Below are 18180 nucleotides of genomic sequence, written 5' to 3'. Positions count from 1 at the left end.
AACTTGAGGCTAATTACAGAGGCGGCTTCTGTGCGCCTTTAATTGGCCTGACGGCTGGGTTAGGGTTTTGCAGATCAAGGGGCCGGGACTTGTGTGCTGTTGTCGGGGTATTCCTAAGATGGAATATTTGGCAAAGCCACGCAGGAATTCCAACAGCAGGCGCTTTTGCGCGGGATGCGGTGAGTAAAACATGAGCGATCAAAGCACGCAGCAAGAACCATCCATGGAGGAGATTCTCGCCTCCATCCGCCGTATCATCTCCGAAGATGGTGACGAAAACGGCGCGGACGCAAAAGCCGCAGCACCTGATGCCCCAGATGGGGATGCGGATGGGGATGATGACGCAATTTCCGTCGAGGATATTCTTGAGGATGACGCTGAAGACGATGACGTTCTTGAGCTGACTGACGTGGCCGAGGCACCGTCAATTCCTGAACCAGAACCTGAGCCGGTGGTTGCCGCTGTTCATGAGCCAGAGCCGAAGTCGGCACCTGAAACACCCACAGACCCTTTTGACACCGGCGATGACAGCGACCTTATGGCTATAGACCGCACGCCGGACCCGGAGCCTGCTCCAAAGCCCGCACCTGTGGCCATGCCTGTCTCAGCCCCCAGGCCTGCATCCTCTGAGAAAATAGAATCCCAGGGTCTTATGTCGGAGGAAGCAGCTTCGGCAGCCACAGCAGCTTTTGAGCGGCTCTCGGACGACATGCGTATTTCATCTGACGGCACATCGCGGACCATGGAGGATCTGGTTCAGGATCTGTTGCGGCCAATGATGAAGCAGTGGCTGGATGAAAATCTGGCCTCCATCGTGGAAGCAGCCGTAGCAGAAGAAGTTGAACGGGTATCGCGCCGCCGCCGGCGGTAAAGCGACGCCCCCGAACGAGGGGCAGGGCGGTTGTACTTAGCCCTGCTTGCGTTAAAACCAGCCGGTTCCTATGCAGTACCTCGGACACGTTCCCGGTACTGACCAGGGACCGGCTTTTTTGTTTTCAATTCGCTTATCCAAGCCCTCACCAAAGAATGCGCGACCCGAAACACCATGCTTGAAAAAACCTTCCAGCCGCAGGCCGCAGAGCCGCGTATTTATGCCGAGTGGGAAAAGACCGGCGCCTTCAAGGCGGGACAGCCTGATCGGGTGGCGGCAGGGGCCAGGCCCTATTCGATTGTTATCCCCCCACCCAATGTTACCGGCTCACTCCACATGGGCCACGCGCTCAACAACACGCTGCAGGACATTCTGGTGCGGTTTGAGCGCATGCGCGGCAAGGACGTGTTGTGGCAGCCCGGCACGGACCATGCGGGCATTGCCACGCAGGCAGTGGTTGAGCGGCAACTGGCAGAGCAGGGCGACAACAAGGGCCGCCGCGACATGGGCCGCGATGCCTTTGTTGAGAAAGTGTGGGAATGGAAGGCTGAAAGCGGCAGCACCATCACGAATCAACTACGTCGGCTGGGTGCGTCATGTGACTGGTCACGCGAGCGTTTCACCATGGATGAAGGCATGTCGCAGGCCGTGCTCAAGGTGTTTGTGGAACTGTATCGCGAGGGCCTGATCTACAAGGACAAGCGCCTTGTGAACTGGGACCCGACGCTTGAGACAGCCATCTCGGACCTTGAAGTGGTGCCCACGGATGTGGACGGCCATCTGTGGCATTTCCGTTATCCGCTGGCGGACGGCAAGACATATGAGTTTCCTGTCGAGCATGACGAGGACGGCAACCCAACAGCGTTTGAGACCCGTGATTACATTGTGGTTGCGACCACGCGGCCTGAAACAATGCTGGGCGATACCGGCGTTGCAGTGAACGCTGAAGACCCGCGTTACGCTCATCTGATTGGCTCTCATGTTGTGCTGCCGTTGGTCGGCCGACGCATTCCCATAGTTGCTGACGAACATGCAGACCCGACGCAGGGCTCAGGTGCTGTGAAGATCACGCCGGCGCATGACTTCAATGACTTTGAAGTGGGCCGACGTCACGACCTGGCGATGATTAACCTGATGGACACGCGAGGGCGCCTGGCACTCGACAGCAACGAGGCTTTTCTGGAGAACGCGCCGCAGGGGCGCGAGGCTGTTGCTGCCTATGACGGCAAGGACAGGTTTGAGGCGCGAAAGCTGATCGTCGCGGCGCTGGATGACGCCGGGTTGCTCGACAAGATCGACGATCACAAGCACGCTATTCCTTATGGCGACCGCTCCAATGATGTCATCGAACCGTTTTTGACGGACCAGTGGTATGTGGACGCTGCAACGCTTGCCAAGCCCGCCATCGAGGCTGTTGAGCGCGGTGAAACCGTGTTTGTGCCGCGCAACTGGGAAAAGACGTATTTCGAGTGGATGCGTAACATCCAGCCGTGGTGCATCTCGCGCCAGCTATGGTGGGGTCATCGCATTCCCGCGTGGTATGGGCCGGACGGGGAAGTGTTTGTTGCGCACACCGCCGACGAAGCACACGCGCTTGCCAAAGAGCATTACGGCAAACCCACAGAGCTTCATCAGGACGAGGACGTTCTGGATACGTGGTTCAGTTCCGGCCTATGGCCGTTCTCAACGCTGGGCTGGCCGGAAGAGACACCGGAAGTCCAGCGCTATTACAAGACTGACGTTCTGGTCACAGGCTTTGACATCATCTTCTTCTGGGTTGCCCGGATGATGATGTTCGGTCTGCACTTCATGAAGGAAGTGCCGTTCCGCGATGTGTATATCCATGCGCTCGTCCGTGACGAGAAGGGCGCAAAGATGTCGAAATCCAAGGGCAATGTCATTGACCCCCTGGAGTTGATTGATGCCTACGGCGCCGACGCATTGCGCTTCACGCTCACCGCCATGGCGGCGCAGGGCCGCGACATCAAGCTGGCCACGTCGCGGGTTGAGGGCTATCGCAACTTTGGCACCAAGCTGTGGAATGCTGCGCGGTTCTGCCAGATGAACGAATGTGCCCGCATTGCCAGATTTGATATCGCCGGCGTTTCCGGCACGGCCAATATATGGATTGCAGGCGAAACGCGCCGAACGGCGGCGCGGGTGACGGAAGCCATAGAGGCTTACAAGTTCAACGAGGCAGCGGCGGCGCTCTATCACTTCGTCTGGGACGTATTCTGCGACTGGTATCTGGAGCTCAGCAAGCCTGTGCTCAACGGCAGTGACGAGGCCGCTAAGGTTGAGACCCGCGCCACGGCGGCGTGGGCGCTTGACCAGATTTTGCTGATGCTGCATCCGATGATGCCATTCCTCACCGAAGAGCTGTGGCGCGACGGCGTTGAGGGACCCGCCCGCGACACCATGCTGGTGACGGCGCAGTGGCCTGACTATGCCGCCGATCTTGGCAGCGCTGACGCCGACGATGAAATTAACTGGATTATTCGTCTTGTTACCGAGGTTCGTTCCGTCCGTTCACAGATGAATGTACCAGCCGGGGCCAAGATCCCGCTCGTGTTACGAGGCGCATCACCTGAAACACGCGAACGCATGACGCGCAACCGCGAAATGATCGAAAAGCTGGCACGCCTTGACAGCATGAAAGCAGCCGATGAGGCCCCTGCAGGCGCTATCCAGGTGGTGGTGGATGAGGCTACGGTTTTTCTGCCGCTCGCTGATGTGATTGACCTCGATGAAGAGCGTGCGCGCCTCGCAAAAGAGGTCAGTAAATGGGACAAGGAAATTGCCAAGATTGACGGCAAACTGGGCAACCAGAAGTTCTTGTCCAAAGCGCCCGACGCGGTGATTGAAGAACAGCGCGAGCGGCGAGCGGATGCTGAACAGACGCGTGCAAAGTTAAGCGACGCGCTGGGGCGTCTGGAAGGGGTGGCATCATGAGTATGGCTCGTCTGCTTGGTGTGGCCGTGGCGTTGTTTGCATGTGTGCTACCGGCATACGCTGCTGAAGAAGATGTGCTGGAAACCATTTTTGTATCTGACACGGTTGAACGCACACTGTTTTCGCCAGCGCTTTTGAACCGCGCCAATGTGGAAGAGGTGGTTGCCATCGTGCGGGGCCTCAAAGGAACGCTGGGTGGCTTTCGCGGAGTGCAGCGCGAGGGGCCAAACACATTCACGGTATTTCTCGAGCGCGGGCGGGTGCCTGCGGAAATCCAGCTTGATGATGCGGGTCTCATCACTTTCCTGTTTTTCCGCCAGCCCACTGCTGCAGGGCTGACCCCGCAGGAGGCGCTGGGCGGCTTTGTGCGGCTTGAGCGTTCAGGTGGCGGGCAAATATCCGTGCTTGTGACCCGTGATGATGTGGATCAGGTGGCGCTTGCACCGGATGCCCCGCTGGACGTGGGTTCATCGTTCAAAATGGCTGTGCTCAAGACGCTGGCGCAAGCCGTGGATGGCGGAGACATCAGTCTCGCTGACGTTGTTCAGCTCGAACCTGAATGGCGCTCACTGCCCAGTGGCGTTATGCAGGCGTGGCCTGAAGGCACTTCCGTAACGCTGGGCACACTGGCGATCCTCATGATTTCAATATCCGACAACACCGCAACGGATGCACTGATTTCGATTTTGGGCCGTGATACAGTTGAAAAGCATGTGATGCAGACGCCGGTGCTGACAACAGCCGAGTTTTTCAAGTTGAAGGCGGACGTCAACAACACGCGCGCGCGGTATCGCGCGGCTGCTGATGAGGACCGGCCAGACGTGCTGGCTGACTTGGCCGGTTCGCCACTGCCGACAGTCTCTGACCTGGACGACAGCCCGTCGCCTGAAATCGGCTGGGTGATGACTGCGCGTGCACTTTGCACGCTGGCGGGTGAAGTGGCGGACCAACCGGCCATGCAGGTTAATCCCGGTGTGGCCAATCCTGATGACTGGCGGCAGATTGCCTACAAGGGCGGGTCAAACTTCGGGGCCTACAACATGACCACGCATCTGGTGGACGACGTCGGCACGCGCTGGTGCGTCACAGCCACATGGAACACCGAACATGCAACGCTGGACCAGGCTGCTTTTACCAATGCCTATCTGGCGATGATCGGCAGTCTGCGCCAGGCAGACATTCCGTGAACTCTGATGCAAAAGCCGGTTTAACCTTGCACATCAGATATCCATCAGGGCAGTGGATGACAGCCACTCTTGCCCGTATTATCGCGTCCGTTCCTTATTGCTCACAGAGAGTTGTTTCCAATGGCCACGTCCCGTTTCGATAAGTCCAAGCTCCCCAGCCGCCATGTAACTGTTGGTCCGCAGCGGGCGCCGCATCGTTCATATTACTACGCGATGGGGCTGACGCAGGAGGAGATTGACCAGCCGTTTGTAGGTGTCGCTACCTGCTGGAACGAAGCAGCACCCTGCAACATCGCGCTTCAGCGCCAGGCGCAGGCTGTAAAGGCCGGCGTCAAGATGGCCAATGGTACGCCGCGCGAGTTCTGCACCATTACAGTGACCGACGGCATCGCCATGGGCCATCAGGGCATGAAATCGTCACTGGTCAGCCGTGATGTCATTACTGACTCTGTCGAGCTCACCATGCGGGGCCACTGCTATGACGCGCTTGTGGGGCTTGCGGGCTGTGACAAGAGCCTGCCGGGCATGATGATGGCGATGCTTCGGCTCAACGTGCCCAGCGTCTTCATGTATGGCGGGTCTATTCTGCCGGGCAATTTCAGGGGCAAGGACGTGACCGTTCTTGATGTGTTTGAGGGCGTGGGCCAGCACTCAGCCGGCAACATGTCGGATGAGGATCTGCATGAGCTTGAGTGCATTGCCTGCCCCAGCGCGGGGGCGTGCGGCGGGCAATTTACCGCCAACACCATGGCGTGTGTATCTGAGGCCATCGGCCTTGCGCTGCCCAACTCGGCTGGCGCACCGGCACCCTATGAAAGCCGCGACCAGTATGCCGAAGCATCAGGCCGGGCGGTGATGGATCTTATTGCGACGGGTCTGCGTCCACGCGACATCTGCACGCGCAAGGCATTTGAGAATGCGGCAACTGTTGTTGCGGCATCTGGCGGATCGACCAATGCCGGGCTGCATCTGCCTGCCATGGCGCATGAGGCAGGCATTGATTTTGATCTGATGGAAGTCGCCGAGATTTTCCGCAAGACGCCCTACATTGCTGACCTCAAGCCGGGCGGCAATTACGTGGCCAAGGACATGTATGAGGCCGGCGGCGTACCGATGCTGCTCAAGACACTGCTTGACGGCGGGTTCCTGCATGGTGATTGCATTACCGTGACCGGCAAGACGCTGGCTGAAAACCTTGAAGACATAAAGTGGAACCCGGATCAAAAAGTGATCTATCCGGTATCCAACCCCATTACGCCGACCGGCGGGGTTGTCGGCCTCAAGGGCTCGCTTGCGCCAGAAGGGGCCATTGTGAAGGTTGCCGGACTGGAGAAGCAGCAGTTTTCAGGCCCCGCGCGATGCTTCGATTGCGAGGAAGACGCCTTTGCTGCGGTGGAAGACCGTCAGTACAAGGAAGGTGAGGTTCTGGTCATTCGCTATGAAGGCCCCAAGGGCGGACCGGGTATGCGCGAAATGTTGTCCACTACCTCCGCACTGTATGGCCAGGGCATGGGTGACAAGGTTGCGCTGATTACGGATGGTCGGTTCTCCGGTGCCACGCGCGGCTTTTGCATCGGCCATGTTGGTCCCGAAGCAGCCGTTGGCGGCCCCATCGGGCTGATTGAGGATGGTGACATCATCACCATTGATGCCGAAGCCGGGACACTTGACCTTGATGTATCCGAAGATGTGTTGGCCGAGCGCCGCAAGGGCTGGCAGCCACGTGCCACTGACTATAATTCGGGCACATTGTGGAAATATGTTCAGCTCGTGGGGCCTGCTTACAAGGGCGCGCTTACGCACCCTGGTGCAAAGGAAGAGACGCATGTTTATGCGGATATCTAAGGCTGCGGCTGCCTTGTTTGGTGCGCTTTTGATTGGCGCGCTGCCTGCCTATGCAAGCCTTGAAAAAGGCATTGAGGCATATGCCTCGGGTGACGCATCTGCAGCCGCAGCCGCGTGGGTTGAAGGCGCGGCCGCCGGTGATGCAACTGCTGCCTATCTTGCTGCCAAAATGTATGAGGGTGGCCACGGGGTGAGTTTCATTCCCCGCAACGTGGTGAAATATCTGACGCAGGCTGCGGAAGCGGGGCACGTTCAGGCGCAGGTTGAACTGGCGGATTACTACCGATCGGGTTTTGACGAGGCAGACCTCCCGCGTGACCATTACGCAGCCCTGCAATGGTATGAAAAAGCCGCATTGGCTCAACATGCGGAAGCGCAGATGAAAATTGGCGAGATGCATTACAACGGCGAGGGCGCCGAGCGGAACCGCTACGAAGGCATCCGGTGGTACGAGATTGCCGCCGAGAAGTATTATACGCCAGCGCTCATTCACCTCGCGGGCATCTACTGGGATGGGACTGCACTGCCGCAGGACAAGCCAAAGGCATACAGTTATTTGCTGCTGGCCCGGCAGGGAGCCACGCCGGACATGCTACCCGGCGTTGACGCGCTCATGGGCCAGCGCGAGAAGCAGATGTCGCGTGTCCAGATCGAAGCCGGTGCGCGCATTGCTGAGGCTTTCAGGCTTGAGCACACCAAAAAGTAGTCTGTGTGCAGCAAAGCTGTTTGACTAAGTGCGTGGATGCTATCTTATGGCGCTTATGCACCCTCACGCAGACCCCGCCCAATGGCTCTGATACCTCAAAAGCCGCCTGCCTCAAAACCGTTGCGAATATTACCCGTTATAGGGTGGCGTGAATGGGTGGGGCTGGATGAGTTCAATGTGCCGCGCATCAAAGCCAAGATTGATACGGGTGCGCGCACGTCGGCTATTCATGCGTTCCGTGTCCGTCCTTTCAGCGAAAGCGGTGTGCCGCATGTCTCGTTCATGCTGCATCCCGAACAGCGGCGGCGGACACCTGAAATCGAGTGCATCTGTGCGGTGCATGACAGGCGCAAGGTACGCAGTTCCAACGGGCAGCAGGAGTTGCGCTATGTGGTTCGCACAACAGCGCGCATCGGTGAGTTTGAATGGCCCATCGAACTGACACTGGCTGACCGGGACCAGCTTGGCTTCAGGATGCTGTTGGGGCGTCAGGCCATGCGCCAACATTTTGTTATAGACCCCGGGCGTTCATTTGTGGGTGGCCGGACTGGCGCACAGATGCCCCTCCACAAAACCAGAAAGAAAACCCCTGAATGAAAATTGCACTTTTGTGCCGCAACGCATCGCTCTATTCGCACAAGCGCCTGGTTGAAGCCGCACGCGCGCGTGGTCACCAGATTGATGTGATAGATCATCTGCGATGCTACATCGACATCGCGTCCAGCGATCCGGAGATTCACTATCACGGGGAATCGCTCAAGGGCTACGATGCGGTTATTCCGCGCATCGGGGCTTCGGTCACATTCTTTGGCACTGCGGTTCTGCGGCAGTTTGAGATGATGGGTGTTTATCCGCTCAATGAATCGGTTGCGATTTCGCGATCGCGTGACAAGTTGCGCAGCCTTCAGTTGCTGTCGCGCGACGGTGTGGGGCTGCCCACAACAGTCTTTGCGCATCGCACATCAGATGCGAATGAGCTGCTCAAACTGGCCGGTGGCGCGCCGGTCATCATCAAGCTCCTTGAAGGCACGCAGGGCATCGGCGTGGTGTTGGGCGAAACACCCCGCGCAGCGGAAAGCATCATTCAGGCCTTCGGTGGTGTGCAGACCAATATTCTGGTTCAGCAGTTTGTGAAGGAAGCCAAGGGCGAGGATGTGCGGTGTCTTGTCATTGGCGACAAGGTTGTGGCGGCGATGATGCGCAAGGGCAAGGAAGGTGACTTCCGCTCTAATCTGCACCGTGGTGGCAGTGCCCAACTTATAAAGATCACACCAAAGGAGCGGGCGACCGCCGTGAAAGCCGCCAAGGCCATGGGCCTAAATGTCTGCGGCGTCGATATGCTGCGCTCGAACGACGGGCCGGTAGTGATGGAGGTCAACTCGTCGCCGGGTCTCGAAGGCCTGGAGAACGCCACTCATGTTGATGTTGCCGGGCAGATCATCGCGTTCATTGAAAAACATGCCAAACCCGGCAAAACACAAACCCGCACGACTAAAAAGCGGAGCGCCAAAAAGAGTGACTGAAAAGACCCCCACACGGGCACTGTTCGACATTGCCGGCAATACAATTGCACCGGGTACGCGGAAGGTCATTGATCTGCCGCTGAGCATGATGTCTGACCACACGCCTGCAACGCTGTCGGTTCAGGTCATTCATGGTCGCCGTCCGGGTCCGACAATCTTCATCAGCGCGGCGGTACATGGTGATGAGGTGCTGGGTGTCGAGATTGTGCGGCGGCTTATTCGTGCACCGGCGCTGCGGCGGCTGGCGGGTACAGTGTTGCTGGTTCCGATCGTTAATACGTTCGGGTTTATTGCCCAAAGCCGTTACCTGCCGGACCGACGTGACCTCAACAGGTCGTTTCCCGGCTCACCCACAGGGTCGCTCGCGGCACGGCTTGCGCATTTGTTTATCAATGAAGTGGTGGCGCGCAGCGACTTTGGAATTGATCTGCATACGGCGGCGATCAACCGCGTGAATCTGCCACAAATCCGCGTTGATATGAGTGACAAGAAAGCACTCAAACTTGCTGAATCATTCAAACCGCCGGTGATCGTTAACTCGTCGCTGCGCGAAGGGTCGCTGCGTCATGCCGCGGGCGAGCTTGGTGTGCCCGTCATGGTGTTCGAAGGCGGGGAGGGGCTGCGGTTTGATGAGACAGCTATTCGGGTTGGGCTCAAGGGCGTGCTCAACGTGTTGCGCTCGCTTGACATGATCGGGCGTCACCCCGCCATTCCAGGAAACGTTGAGGCCGGCACAAAGCGCAGCGTTGGTAGCACGCCAGTTGCCACGAAAAGTGCATGGATACGCGCCACGGAGGGCGGCATCGCACGTATTCATTGCAAGGTAGGTCAGTTCGTGAAGGCGGGCACGCTTCTGGGCGTGGTGTCGGACCCGTTTGGCGTGCGTGACACCGAAATGACGACCACCCGCGACGGTCTCATAATCGGTCGGTCAAACCTTCCCGTGGTCAATCAGGGTGATGCGCTCATTCACATTGCCGAGTTGAGCAAAGCGGCATCCAAAGGTGCCGGCCTCAAGGCCATTGAGGAGGGGTTCGAGGGCGACCCGTTGTTTGACGAGGATGAGATACTTTAGCGGCTCTTATCCAACAACCGGACGTTCGCGCACAAATGTCAGCGACGAGCGTTTCAGGTCGATGAACTTTCTTTCATCTTCCAGAAGCTCCGCACCGGCCTTGAGGGCTGCGTCGTCGGTCATGGCAAAATTGAGGTCATCCTCGCTGGCCCAGTAAAGTTCGGCCACCCCATCATATTTTGGCTGTGCCTCGCGCGATGCCTGCATGGCGTCATCCAGCGGGCTGTCCAGACCGTGCGACTGCACATAGCGGGCAATCCGCAGGGCGGGTGCGCGCGCTTTTACCAACGGGGCGTGCGTGTCCCACCAGTAGCTTCTGAAGGCGTCTGGCGTAAGAGACGGCAGGCGATGCAGGCAAAATATCAATTTTATCATGGCGTTAGTTTTCCAGCCTCATGTCTGTGATTTTTTGTTCTGCAAACTGTAGCCCGAAGCGCCATCGAGTCCTAAGCTGGCTGTGCGGGTGTCGCGTTATTCCACGCAAATGTACTCGCAGGGTAAGAAAAGCGGCTGTATCTCATGCGCGTTGCGGTTGGCGGTTTTCAACATGAAACCAACACTTTTGCCTCGCAGAAGGCAGATCTGGATGCGTTTTTGATGGCTGATGCCTGGCCCGCGCTGCAGGGTGGCGCGGGTTTGTTGACCACATTTGCGGCGGGGGATGATGACGAACCGTGCATGAATGTGCCCATCGCCGGGTTTTTGGCGGAAGCACCTGCCCACAATATTGTCGCAGTACCCATGGTGTGGGCCGCAGCCACACCGTCTGCTCACGTCACAACCAACGCCTTTTCGCATGTCGCAGGCATGATTGTAGCTGAGCTTGAGGCGGCGCTGCGCGACGGCCCGCTGGATGCGATCTATCTTGATCTGCACGGTGCCATGGTCACGGAAGACACCGAAGATGGTGAGGGGGATCTGCTTGAGTGGATCCGCGATACCACCAACGGACGGGTGCCGATTGTGGCCTCGCTTGATCTGCACGCCAATGTCACCGCCAAGATGATGCGCAATGCTGATGCACTGGTGGCCTATCGCACATATCCGCATGTGGATATGGCACAAACGGGCGCACGGGCGGCACAGCTTGTTGCCCGCATTGTCTCCATGGCGGGGCGGCCGGCAAAAGCCTTCCGCAAGCTCAATTTTCTGGTGCCGCTGACAGCGCAGAGCACCATGAACAATCCCGGCGCTCTGATTTATGCGGACGTAACGGCCATGACCGAGTTGTCCCTCGATATGTGTCATGGCGAGCAGACGGCCATTCTCAGTGCGTCTGCGGCGATGGGCTTTCCACCCGCTGACATCGCCGAATGCGGCCCTGCCGTCATGGCCTATGCTGAAACGCAGGAAGCCGCTGACGAAGCCGTTGACCGGCTGGCTGAAACCTTCATGGAGTTTGAGCGCGCGTTTCAGCAAAAGCTGTGGACCTGCGAAGAGGCCATTGCCTATGGCGAGGCGGGCAGCGCCAAGGACCGCGCACAAGGCCCGCTCATTCTGGCGGATACACAGGACAATCCTGGTGCCGGAGGCAATGGCGACACCGTGGGGCTGCTCCGTCATCTGATTGACGGCGCAGATACGGCTCTGTGCGGTGTCATCAATGATCCGGTTGCAGCACGTGCGGCATGGGAAGCGGGCGAGGGCGCGACGGTTCATCTGGCGCTGGGAGCATGGTCAGGCGGCATACGCGAAAAACCCGTTGAGGGGCGGTTTGAAGTGCTGGCACTTCATGATGGTGAAATTGATGCGCATGGCCCGTTTTACCGCGGCGCGCACCTGTCGCTTGGTCAATCGGCGCTGCTGCGCATGGGCGGTGTCAAAATTGTTGTTGCCAGCAACAAGGTGCAAACGGCAGACCGCGCCATGTTTACAGCCTTCGGCGTGGACCCGGCCGGGGAAAACATTGTTGCTGTCAAAAGCTCAGTCCACTTCCGGGCGGATTTCCAGAAGATGGCGCGGGATATTCTGGTGGTGGCATCGCCCGGCCCCAACCCGGCGGACCATCTGGATTTGCCGTATCGGCGGCTGCGCAGCGGCGTGCGTTTGATGCCTATGGGGCCGGCGTTTCAACGCTCGCGCAAACCGTCAAAATAGGCTGCTAGAGGTCGAACTGCGCCCAGACCGGCACGTGGTCAGAGGGTTTTTCCCAATCACGCACATGCTTGTCTATATCGCAGGCTTTAAGTAAATCAGTGGCTTGCGCGCTTAGCATCAGGTGATCGATTCTGATGCCGTTGTTCTTCTGCCATGCTCCGGCCTGATAATCCCAAAAGCTGTAACGATGCGGCGCTGTATGGCAGGCGCGGAAGGCATCCGTGAGGCCAAGGTTCGCTAGCGCGCGGAACTGGTGCAGCGTATCGGGCCTGAACAGCGCATCGTCAGCCCAAGCGGCGGCGTCATGTACGTCATCGGGTGTGGGGATGACATTGTAGTCACCCGCCAGCACCAGCGGTTCCTCATGGGCAAGCAGCGCTTGTGCATGGGCGCGCAGCTTTTCCATCCAGTCCAGCTTGTAGTCATATTTAGGGCCGGGGGCGGGGTTGCCGTTGGGCAGATATATCGATGCAATACGCACCACACGGTTTCCTGCGGGCACAACTGCCTCGAGATAGCGCGCCTGTTCGTCGTCCTCCATACCGGGCAGTCCGCGGGTTACATCTTCAAGAGGTGACTTTGAGAGAATGGCCACGCCGTTGTAAGTCTTCTGGCCGTGGGTTTCGACGTTGTAACCGGCATCCTCAACAGCACTTCGCGGGAACGCATCGTCCATGCATTTAAGTTCCTGAAGACAGACCACATCGGGCTGTGCCTCAGCGAGCCATGCCAGAAGGTTGGGCAGGCGGACCTTGATGGAGTTGATGTTCCATGTGGCGATTTTCATGAGTGTTCAAGCACCTAATGGTCGCCCTGATGTTTCCACACCTGACGGATTTTGGAGTCGGTTTCCGGCCCCATGTTGAACCAGGCGGTGCGGTTTCGGGTGGCATCCACCACAAAAATCCGATCGGCACTACCCAGATGCTGAGTCAGTGTGTTGACGACTTCGGGGGCTCCTGACGGCGAGTGAACGACCCATGCGTTGGCGGAAATCTTATAGGCCGGGCCGAGCGACATAATGGCGGTTTCAAGCGGGCCACTGGAGCGCGATTTCACATCAGTGATGATGATGATGTTGAACGAGCCGGGTCGCTTGCGCCGTTCGACCTGGTTTTTGCTTGGCCCATAGCTTCGTCCATCCGGCGCAACGTTTGAGGCCGGAGAGCCGGGGTCTGGATTGTGCTCGTTACGACTGTGTGGCTGAGCGTGCGGCCGGGGGGCATTCTGATGGCCCGCCATGTCATCAAACAGGGTTGCCAGGACCGGATCATCGCCTGCCGGCATCCATTCCTCCTCACCGGCAGGCTGGCCCGTGCGCGCGACGGTAGAATGCACGGCAACACGGCCCTCGCGCGCGTATTCGCGCAAGGCATGACCGGTGTAGGGGCCATAGATGCGCCCGTCCACTTCCAGCACCCAGCGTGCATCAAGCGGATCAGGGGCGGGGCCTGTCTGGTCAGGTGAGAGCGACATTCCGGCGCTTAAAGCCAGCCTTCAGGGTCAGCAACCGGCTTGCCATCGGCTAGCCGCAGCCAGCCCTTGACGATGCGATAGACCAGCCAGATGGCCAGCGCCAGTAGTAACAAAAAGCCGATACCGACAATCATCAACACAACGCTGATAAGCCCGACACCAAGAGATATCCAGAAGGTGCGGATCTGGTAGGTGAAATGGCTTTCCAGAAATGTGCCGCGCACATCATTGCGACGGACATACGCAATGATAAGACCAACAATGCCGGTGAAGCCATTGAAGAAGCCAAGTGCGTACAGGCCATAAACGATATGGGCCATCAAGGGGTCAGGCGCTGTGCCTGCGGGCGGCGCGGTGGGTTGTGGTGCCGGCTCCGGTGCGGATGAGGGTGTCTCGCTCATAAGGCTTTTTCCTTCTGACAAGGGCGCTGCGAAGAGGGGCCGAATCAGCCGCTGCCTGCAATGCAAAAACATAGGCAACAGTTGACGCAGGGTCCAACACGGTAATCACGGGTTGGCGGTTCATGCTCTTGATGCGCCAGCGCTGCCGTCGCACTGTTGGCGCGAACAAGCGCCGATAAATGCGCTGACACACTCACTCATCCAAACAGGGAGGAGCCTTTCCATGAGCGACGCCTTTACCAATCTTGAGTTCTCAACCGCTGAGCGCGACGGCAACGTGCTGAAAGTATCGATCAACCGGCCAAACCGGATGAATTCGCTGCACCCGCCGGCAAACTTTGAACTGGAAAAAATCTTTGATGCGTTTGAAGCCGACGACGATCTGTGGGTCGCCATCATTACCGGCGAAGGCGAGCGCGCTTTTTCAGCGGGCAATGATCTCAAGTGGCAGGCTGAAGGCAACGCTATTGAAGTGCCCAAGTCAGGCTTTGCCGGGCTCACATCGCGCTATGGCCTTACCAAGCCGGTGATTGCGGCTGTCAACGGTGTGGCCATGGGCGGCGGTTTTGAGATTGCGCTGGCCTGCGACCTGATTATCGCCGCCGACACGGCAACCTTCGCTCTGCCTGAACCCAAGGTGGGACTTGCAGCACTGGCGGGCGGGCTGCATCGGCTGCCGCGTCAGATTCCGGTCAAGCAAGCCATGGGCATGATTCTGACGGGCCGTACGGTGCCCGCAGCAGAAGGCCAGACGCTGGGCTTCGTTAATGAGGTTGTTCCGGCTGCGGAGCTTATGGAGGCGGCCATGCGCTGGGCCAGGCTGATTGAAGCCTGCAGCCCGATGTCGATCCGTGCGTCCAAGCAAAGCGTCTATGCGGGGCTGGACGAGGCTGATCTGGAGAAGGCTGTAAACGGCAAATATGACGCGGTACATGCGCTGTTCAAAAGTGAGGATCTGATTGAGGGGCCAATGGCCTTTGCCCAGAAACGCGCGCCCGTCTGGAAGGGACGCTAAAGATAGTCGCCTTGGAAAAACCGGGAGGGCTGGAACCGCTGTCCGGCGGAACCAGCCCTCTGTAGTGGCCTTGCTGTCCGGCAAGGCCGGTAGCTTCGTGGCCGACTTGACCCTTGTCGGGGTCGGCGTGATTAGAGGCCCAAGGGACCGCCAGCCACGAACGTGTTGCTCTGGAGGCCGGCGGTGTGGGGCGCTGTGCCCTCACCGTTCAGCTTGACCCAGTGCATGGGGTGCTGGCGAGACTGGCGCATGAGCCAGGTGTAGGGCGCCTTGTCAAAAGACACGATGCCCATTGCCAGATTGTCGAGAACGAGATCGCCTTTATCGGTGACGACGGTAAGCACCGCGTGGCCCTGGCCATTCCACTGCCGAACAACAGTGATGAGCAGCGCATCAGCAGGCCAGCCACGGTCGATCAGGGCCCGGCGCTTTTCGAGAACATAGTCCTCGCAGTCACCGGCCGAGTTTATGGCGTAGCTCCACCATTCAACCTTTTGCACGAGGTCGATATCCTCGACCGGGCGCACCGTGCGGTTGAAGTAGGTATTGACCTCATTGAGTTCACGCCAGCGTTCCGACGTGAGTGCAACGGCGCCAGGCAGACCGGCAGTTGATGACGTCGTGATGTCGCCAGACGATGTATCGGTCTGCGGCTCGCAGTCAGCGCGGTGGCGCAGACAAAAGCCGATATAGCCGATGGGCGGACGCGCTGCCGGGCCTTCCACCATGGAGACGGCGGTGGCTGACGGCGTGGCGGCAGGCGTGTTTGAGAATGATGCCGGAACCGATGTGGCGCCGGTGGTTTGGCAGGCAGCCAGAGCGATAACGACTGCGAGCATTAGACAACTGCGAAGTATAAACATAACCAACCCCTTGGTTACCTCAGAATGTTCGCTGAGGATGGCGGTTATGTTTTTCTGTATTTGAAATATTGGCGTCTGTATTTAAATCAAAGACACTGTAAACACTATCTATATTCAATTAGAGTGAAGTTCAATTCAGATTAGATTGCCGTTCGATTTTTAATAGGTTTTAGCTCGAACCAAGGATTTGGGTGAAAAACGGCGCAATAGCTGGTGTTTTGGCAGCCTTACACCGGGCGGGCCGGGTCGGCGCAGACTTTCTGACGGGCAATACAACGCGGCGCACATCGAGAATGACGTCGAAAATACGGGGTTCGGGACCCCAAATTATTTTTGAAAGTGGGCGAAAAACTTTTGGTCTTCCGCGTCGAGCCGCGCCTGCGGCGCTGCTTCGAGCCTAAAAGTGAAAAGCTGCTGAGATCGAGCCGAACTCATCCCAGGCTTTTTGCTTCACAAACTCCCTGCTGCGCCAGATATTTGTGAAGCTGACGCGGGCAGGCCCAACGGTTACTGCCAGCCCGGCCTGAAAGTCCACCACCACGGGTTCTTTTTCAACGCGGTGGCTTTTTCGGAATGTATTTCCGTCGAGGAAAATGTTGCGGGCGACGGCACGCACCTCTGCACCAGCAAACAACTGCCAGTCCAATCCATCACTTGGCTCGAAATAGCCCGACCCCGGCAGGCTGGGGCGGATACGCGGTACGCCATCCGTTGTGTTGAGGCCCGTGCCTATTTGCACAGTGCCTCCGGCGGCTGCATGAGTGAAGACGTTGCCCAGGGAAAAGCCGAAATGCGGGGTGGCATGGGCTTCAAGATTAAACGGCAACAGCGCCTCAAACCATTCAAAGTCTATATCGCGCGGCAGGCGGCGCTCATATGTCAGCACTATGCCGACTTCATTTCTGAGCTGATTTGACCAGCCGCGTGGCTCGTCAGCACCAATCCAGTCATGCCAGAGTATTTGCGTATCGTCAGCCTGCGACAGCGGGCCGATGACGCCGATGGCGAGTTCGACCGCGTCAATGCGGGTTACATGCTCGTCAACGCGCTGATTGCAGTCGCGGTGGAATGAGACCGCACCAAAGCCCACATGGGTCCAGCCCGCATAGGGACGGTCATTGCGCTGAAGTGTCGGGATGGTGATGTCGTCCGGGGTGAATATTGACTGGCCCAGGGATACAGAAAACTGCATCCGGTCACCCTTGCGAAAGCCGGGGGTGCCTTGCGCCAGGTCCTGCACAATCTGCGGGACGCGTCCGCCGGTCATGTAGGTTAGCTGGGTGCCATGGGTGTAGTTTCTGTCGGCCCCATTGCCGAACATGTCGTTTTCCACCTGCCCGGAGACAATGCGATGGGGCTGAGGAGCGCAGGCATCCGCCTGTGCTTTTGCAGGCGTGACGGAAAGCATCAATACCGCGGCAATTGTGGCGCAAGCGGCGGCAAACGTGAAATGTGTTGGGTGCATGTGCGCCAAGCTACTGCCGACGGGCAAGCTGCGTCCAGCGCGTTTGTGGGTATCAGGATTGTTTCGGCAGGTCAGCCGACGTGGTGTCCTGGCTCGAAATGCCGCATCACGGCTTTTGGCGTGGGAGCAACTTCCGCAAACTCAACTGCAAACCCGTTTTCATGGTGGCGAACAACGCGGCCATGCATACGGCCCACATCCACAAACACGCCAATGGTAGGGCGCAGATTGGTTTCCACCGAAGCACCGCTCAATGACATATCAATGATGCGGCAACTGCCGGTGGAGCCATTTGCCAGACGCAGAGTGGTCGGCTTGTCGGCGGCATCCACGCGTGGGTGGCGGCGGATCTCATCCAGCGCTGCTTCATCGCCTTTTGCAATGCGCTCAAGCGTGACTGCAAGCCTTTCACGTTTGGCACCGGTCATTTCCATGGCAAGGGCAAAGCCTTCTTCGGTGCTGCGGCTGACCAGCCCCTCAAAGCGACCAAGCCTGTCGATATAAACCACCACGCGGTCATGGGGGGCCGGCCGTGTTGCAAAGGCATCCATTGCCAGAAAACAGCCGGCTGCTGATACGTCACGCAACCGGGCCGGATACTCACCGCCGTCCGGCATAAGGCATCTGGCATCGTTTGACAGCATGATACGCGGAAACGCGCGGCGGTCCTCGCCGGTCTGGGGGTCGTAACGGTCTGCCATGTG

Annotated in this window: 17 protein-coding genes; 10 read left to right on the top strand and 7 right to left on the bottom strand. The window is 58.4% G+C overall.

Features of this window, described 5'->3' with window-relative positions; translation table 11 throughout:
• Nucleotides 1-190: 190 nt before the first annotated feature.
• The 8 genes from popZ to RIB87_RS01980 all read left to right on the top strand — a co-directional run bounded on the left by popZ (nt 191) and on the right by RIB87_RS01980 (nt 10159).
• Nucleotides 191-871 (top strand): PopZ family protein, encoded by a 681-nt coding sequence (gene popZ / locus RIB87_RS02015; RefSeq protein WP_350142979.1) that lies wholly within the window; start codon nt 191-193, stop codon nt 869-871.
• Between the two features lie 174 nt (nt 872-1045).
• Nucleotides 1046-3823, top strand: a complete 2778-nt coding sequence (locus RIB87_RS02010; RefSeq protein WP_350142977.1) for a valine--tRNA ligase — start codon at nt 1046-1048, stop codon at nt 3821-3823.
• Nucleotides 3820-5010 (top strand): serine hydrolase, encoded by a 1191-nt coding sequence (locus tag RIB87_RS02005; protein ID WP_350142975.1) that lies wholly within the window; start codon nt 3820-3822, stop codon nt 5008-5010. The genes RIB87_RS02010 and RIB87_RS02005 overlap by 4 nt, the downstream gene beginning before the upstream one ends.
• A 120-nt stretch (nt 5011-5130) precedes the next feature.
• Nucleotides 5131-6855 carry a dihydroxy-acid dehydratase gene (ilvD, locus tag RIB87_RS02000; protein ID WP_350142973.1) on the top strand — a complete coding sequence of 575 codons (1725 nt, stop codon included), beginning with the start codon at nt 5131-5133 and terminating at the stop codon, nt 6853-6855.
• Nucleotides 6842-7561: a tetratricopeptide repeat protein gene (locus RIB87_RS01995; RefSeq protein WP_350142971.1), complete on the top strand. Its 720-nt coding sequence runs from the start codon at nt 6842-6844 to the stop codon at nt 7559-7561. The genes ilvD and RIB87_RS01995 overlap by 14 nt, the downstream gene beginning before the upstream one ends.
• Nucleotides 7562-7642: 81 nt before the next feature.
• Nucleotides 7643-8158 carry an ATP-dependent zinc protease family protein gene (locus tag RIB87_RS01990; protein ID WP_350142969.1) on the top strand — a complete coding sequence of 172 codons (516 nt, stop codon included), beginning with the start codon at nt 7643-7645 and terminating at the stop codon, nt 8156-8158.
• Nucleotides 8155-9084: a 30S ribosomal protein S6--L-glutamate ligase gene (gene rimK, locus RIB87_RS01985; protein WP_350142967.1), complete on the top strand. Its 930-nt coding sequence runs from the start codon at nt 8155-8157 to the stop codon at nt 9082-9084. Before RIB87_RS01990 ends, rimK begins: the two co-directional genes overlap by 4 nt.
• Complete coding sequence (locus tag RIB87_RS01980; RefSeq protein WP_350142965.1) at nt 9077-10159, top strand: succinylglutamate desuccinylase/aspartoacylase family protein; 1083 nt, start codon at nt 9077-9079, stop codon at nt 10157-10159. Before rimK ends, RIB87_RS01980 begins: the two co-directional genes overlap by 8 nt.
• A gap of 6 nt (nt 10160-10165) precedes the next feature.
• Here the strand turns inward: RIB87_RS01980 and RIB87_RS01975 are convergent, their stop codons facing one another.
• On the bottom strand, nt 10166-10534 hold the full coding sequence (locus tag RIB87_RS01975; RefSeq protein WP_350142963.1) for an EthD domain-containing protein: 369 nt from the start codon (nt 10532-10534) through the stop codon (nt 10166-10168).
• A gap of 144 nt (nt 10535-10678) precedes the next feature.
• On the opposite strand from RIB87_RS01975, the gene RIB87_RS01970 reads away from it, so the two are divergent.
• Nucleotides 10679-12256, top strand: a complete 1578-nt coding sequence (locus RIB87_RS01970) for a M81 family metallopeptidase (protein ID WP_350142961.1) — start codon at nt 10679-10681, stop codon at nt 12254-12256.
• Between the two features lie 4 nt (nt 12257-12260).
• Here RIB87_RS01970 and xth read toward each other — a convergent pair whose 3' ends face one another.
• Genes xth through RIB87_RS01955 form a run of 3 tightly spaced genes read right to left on the bottom strand, consistent with a single transcriptional unit; the run spans nt 12261 to nt 14133 of the window.
• The gene (gene xth, locus RIB87_RS01965) at nt 12261-13043 is read right to left on the bottom strand and encodes an exodeoxyribonuclease III (RefSeq protein ID WP_350142959.1); all 783 of its coding nucleotides are present in this window, start codon (nt 13041-13043) and stop codon (nt 12261-12263) included.
• Nucleotides 13044-13057: 14 nt separating this feature from the next.
• On the bottom strand, nt 13058-13732 hold the full coding sequence (locus RIB87_RS01960; RefSeq protein ID WP_350142957.1) for a hypothetical protein: 675 nt from the start codon (nt 13730-13732) through the stop codon (nt 13058-13060).
• 8 nt (nt 13733-13740) lie between these two features.
• On the bottom strand, nt 13741-14133 hold the full coding sequence (locus tag RIB87_RS01955; protein WP_350142955.1) for a DUF4870 family protein: 393 nt from the start codon (nt 14131-14133) through the stop codon (nt 13741-13743).
• Between the two features lie 223 nt (nt 14134-14356).
• Between RIB87_RS01955 and RIB87_RS01950 the strand changes: the two genes are divergently transcribed.
• On the top strand, nt 14357-15148 hold the full coding sequence (locus RIB87_RS01950) for an enoyl-CoA hydratase-related protein (protein WP_350142953.1): 792 nt from the start codon (nt 14357-14359) through the stop codon (nt 15146-15148).
• Between the two features lie 131 nt (nt 15149-15279).
• Here the strand turns inward: RIB87_RS01950 and RIB87_RS01945 are convergent, their stop codons facing one another.
• The 3 genes from RIB87_RS01945 to RIB87_RS01935 form a co-directional block, all read right to left on the bottom strand.
• Nucleotides 15280-15987 (bottom strand): transglutaminase-like cysteine peptidase, encoded by a 708-nt coding sequence (locus RIB87_RS01945; RefSeq protein ID WP_350142951.1) that lies wholly within the window; start codon nt 15985-15987, stop codon nt 15280-15282.
• A 421-nt stretch (nt 15988-16408) separates the two neighbouring features.
• Nucleotides 16409-17476, bottom strand: coding sequence for a lipid A deacylase LpxR family protein (locus RIB87_RS01940; protein WP_350142949.1), 1068 nt, complete (start codon nt 17474-17476; stop codon nt 16409-16411).
• A 71-nt stretch (nt 17477-17547) separates the two neighbouring features.
• The gene (locus RIB87_RS01935) at nt 17548-18177 is read right to left on the bottom strand and encodes a PilZ domain-containing protein (RefSeq protein ID WP_350142947.1); all 630 of its coding nucleotides are present in this window, start codon (nt 18175-18177) and stop codon (nt 17548-17550) included.
• Nucleotides 18178-18180 lie beyond the last annotated feature (3 nt).

Origin of the sequence: Pyruvatibacter sp., assembly GCF_040219635.1 — a bacterium.
Taxonomy (GTDB): Bacteria; Pseudomonadota; Alphaproteobacteria; order CGMCC-115125; family CGMCC-115125; genus Pyruvatibacter.
Note: the sequence above shows the minus strand (reverse complement) of the source record. Positions and strands in the feature narration are given on the sequence as shown.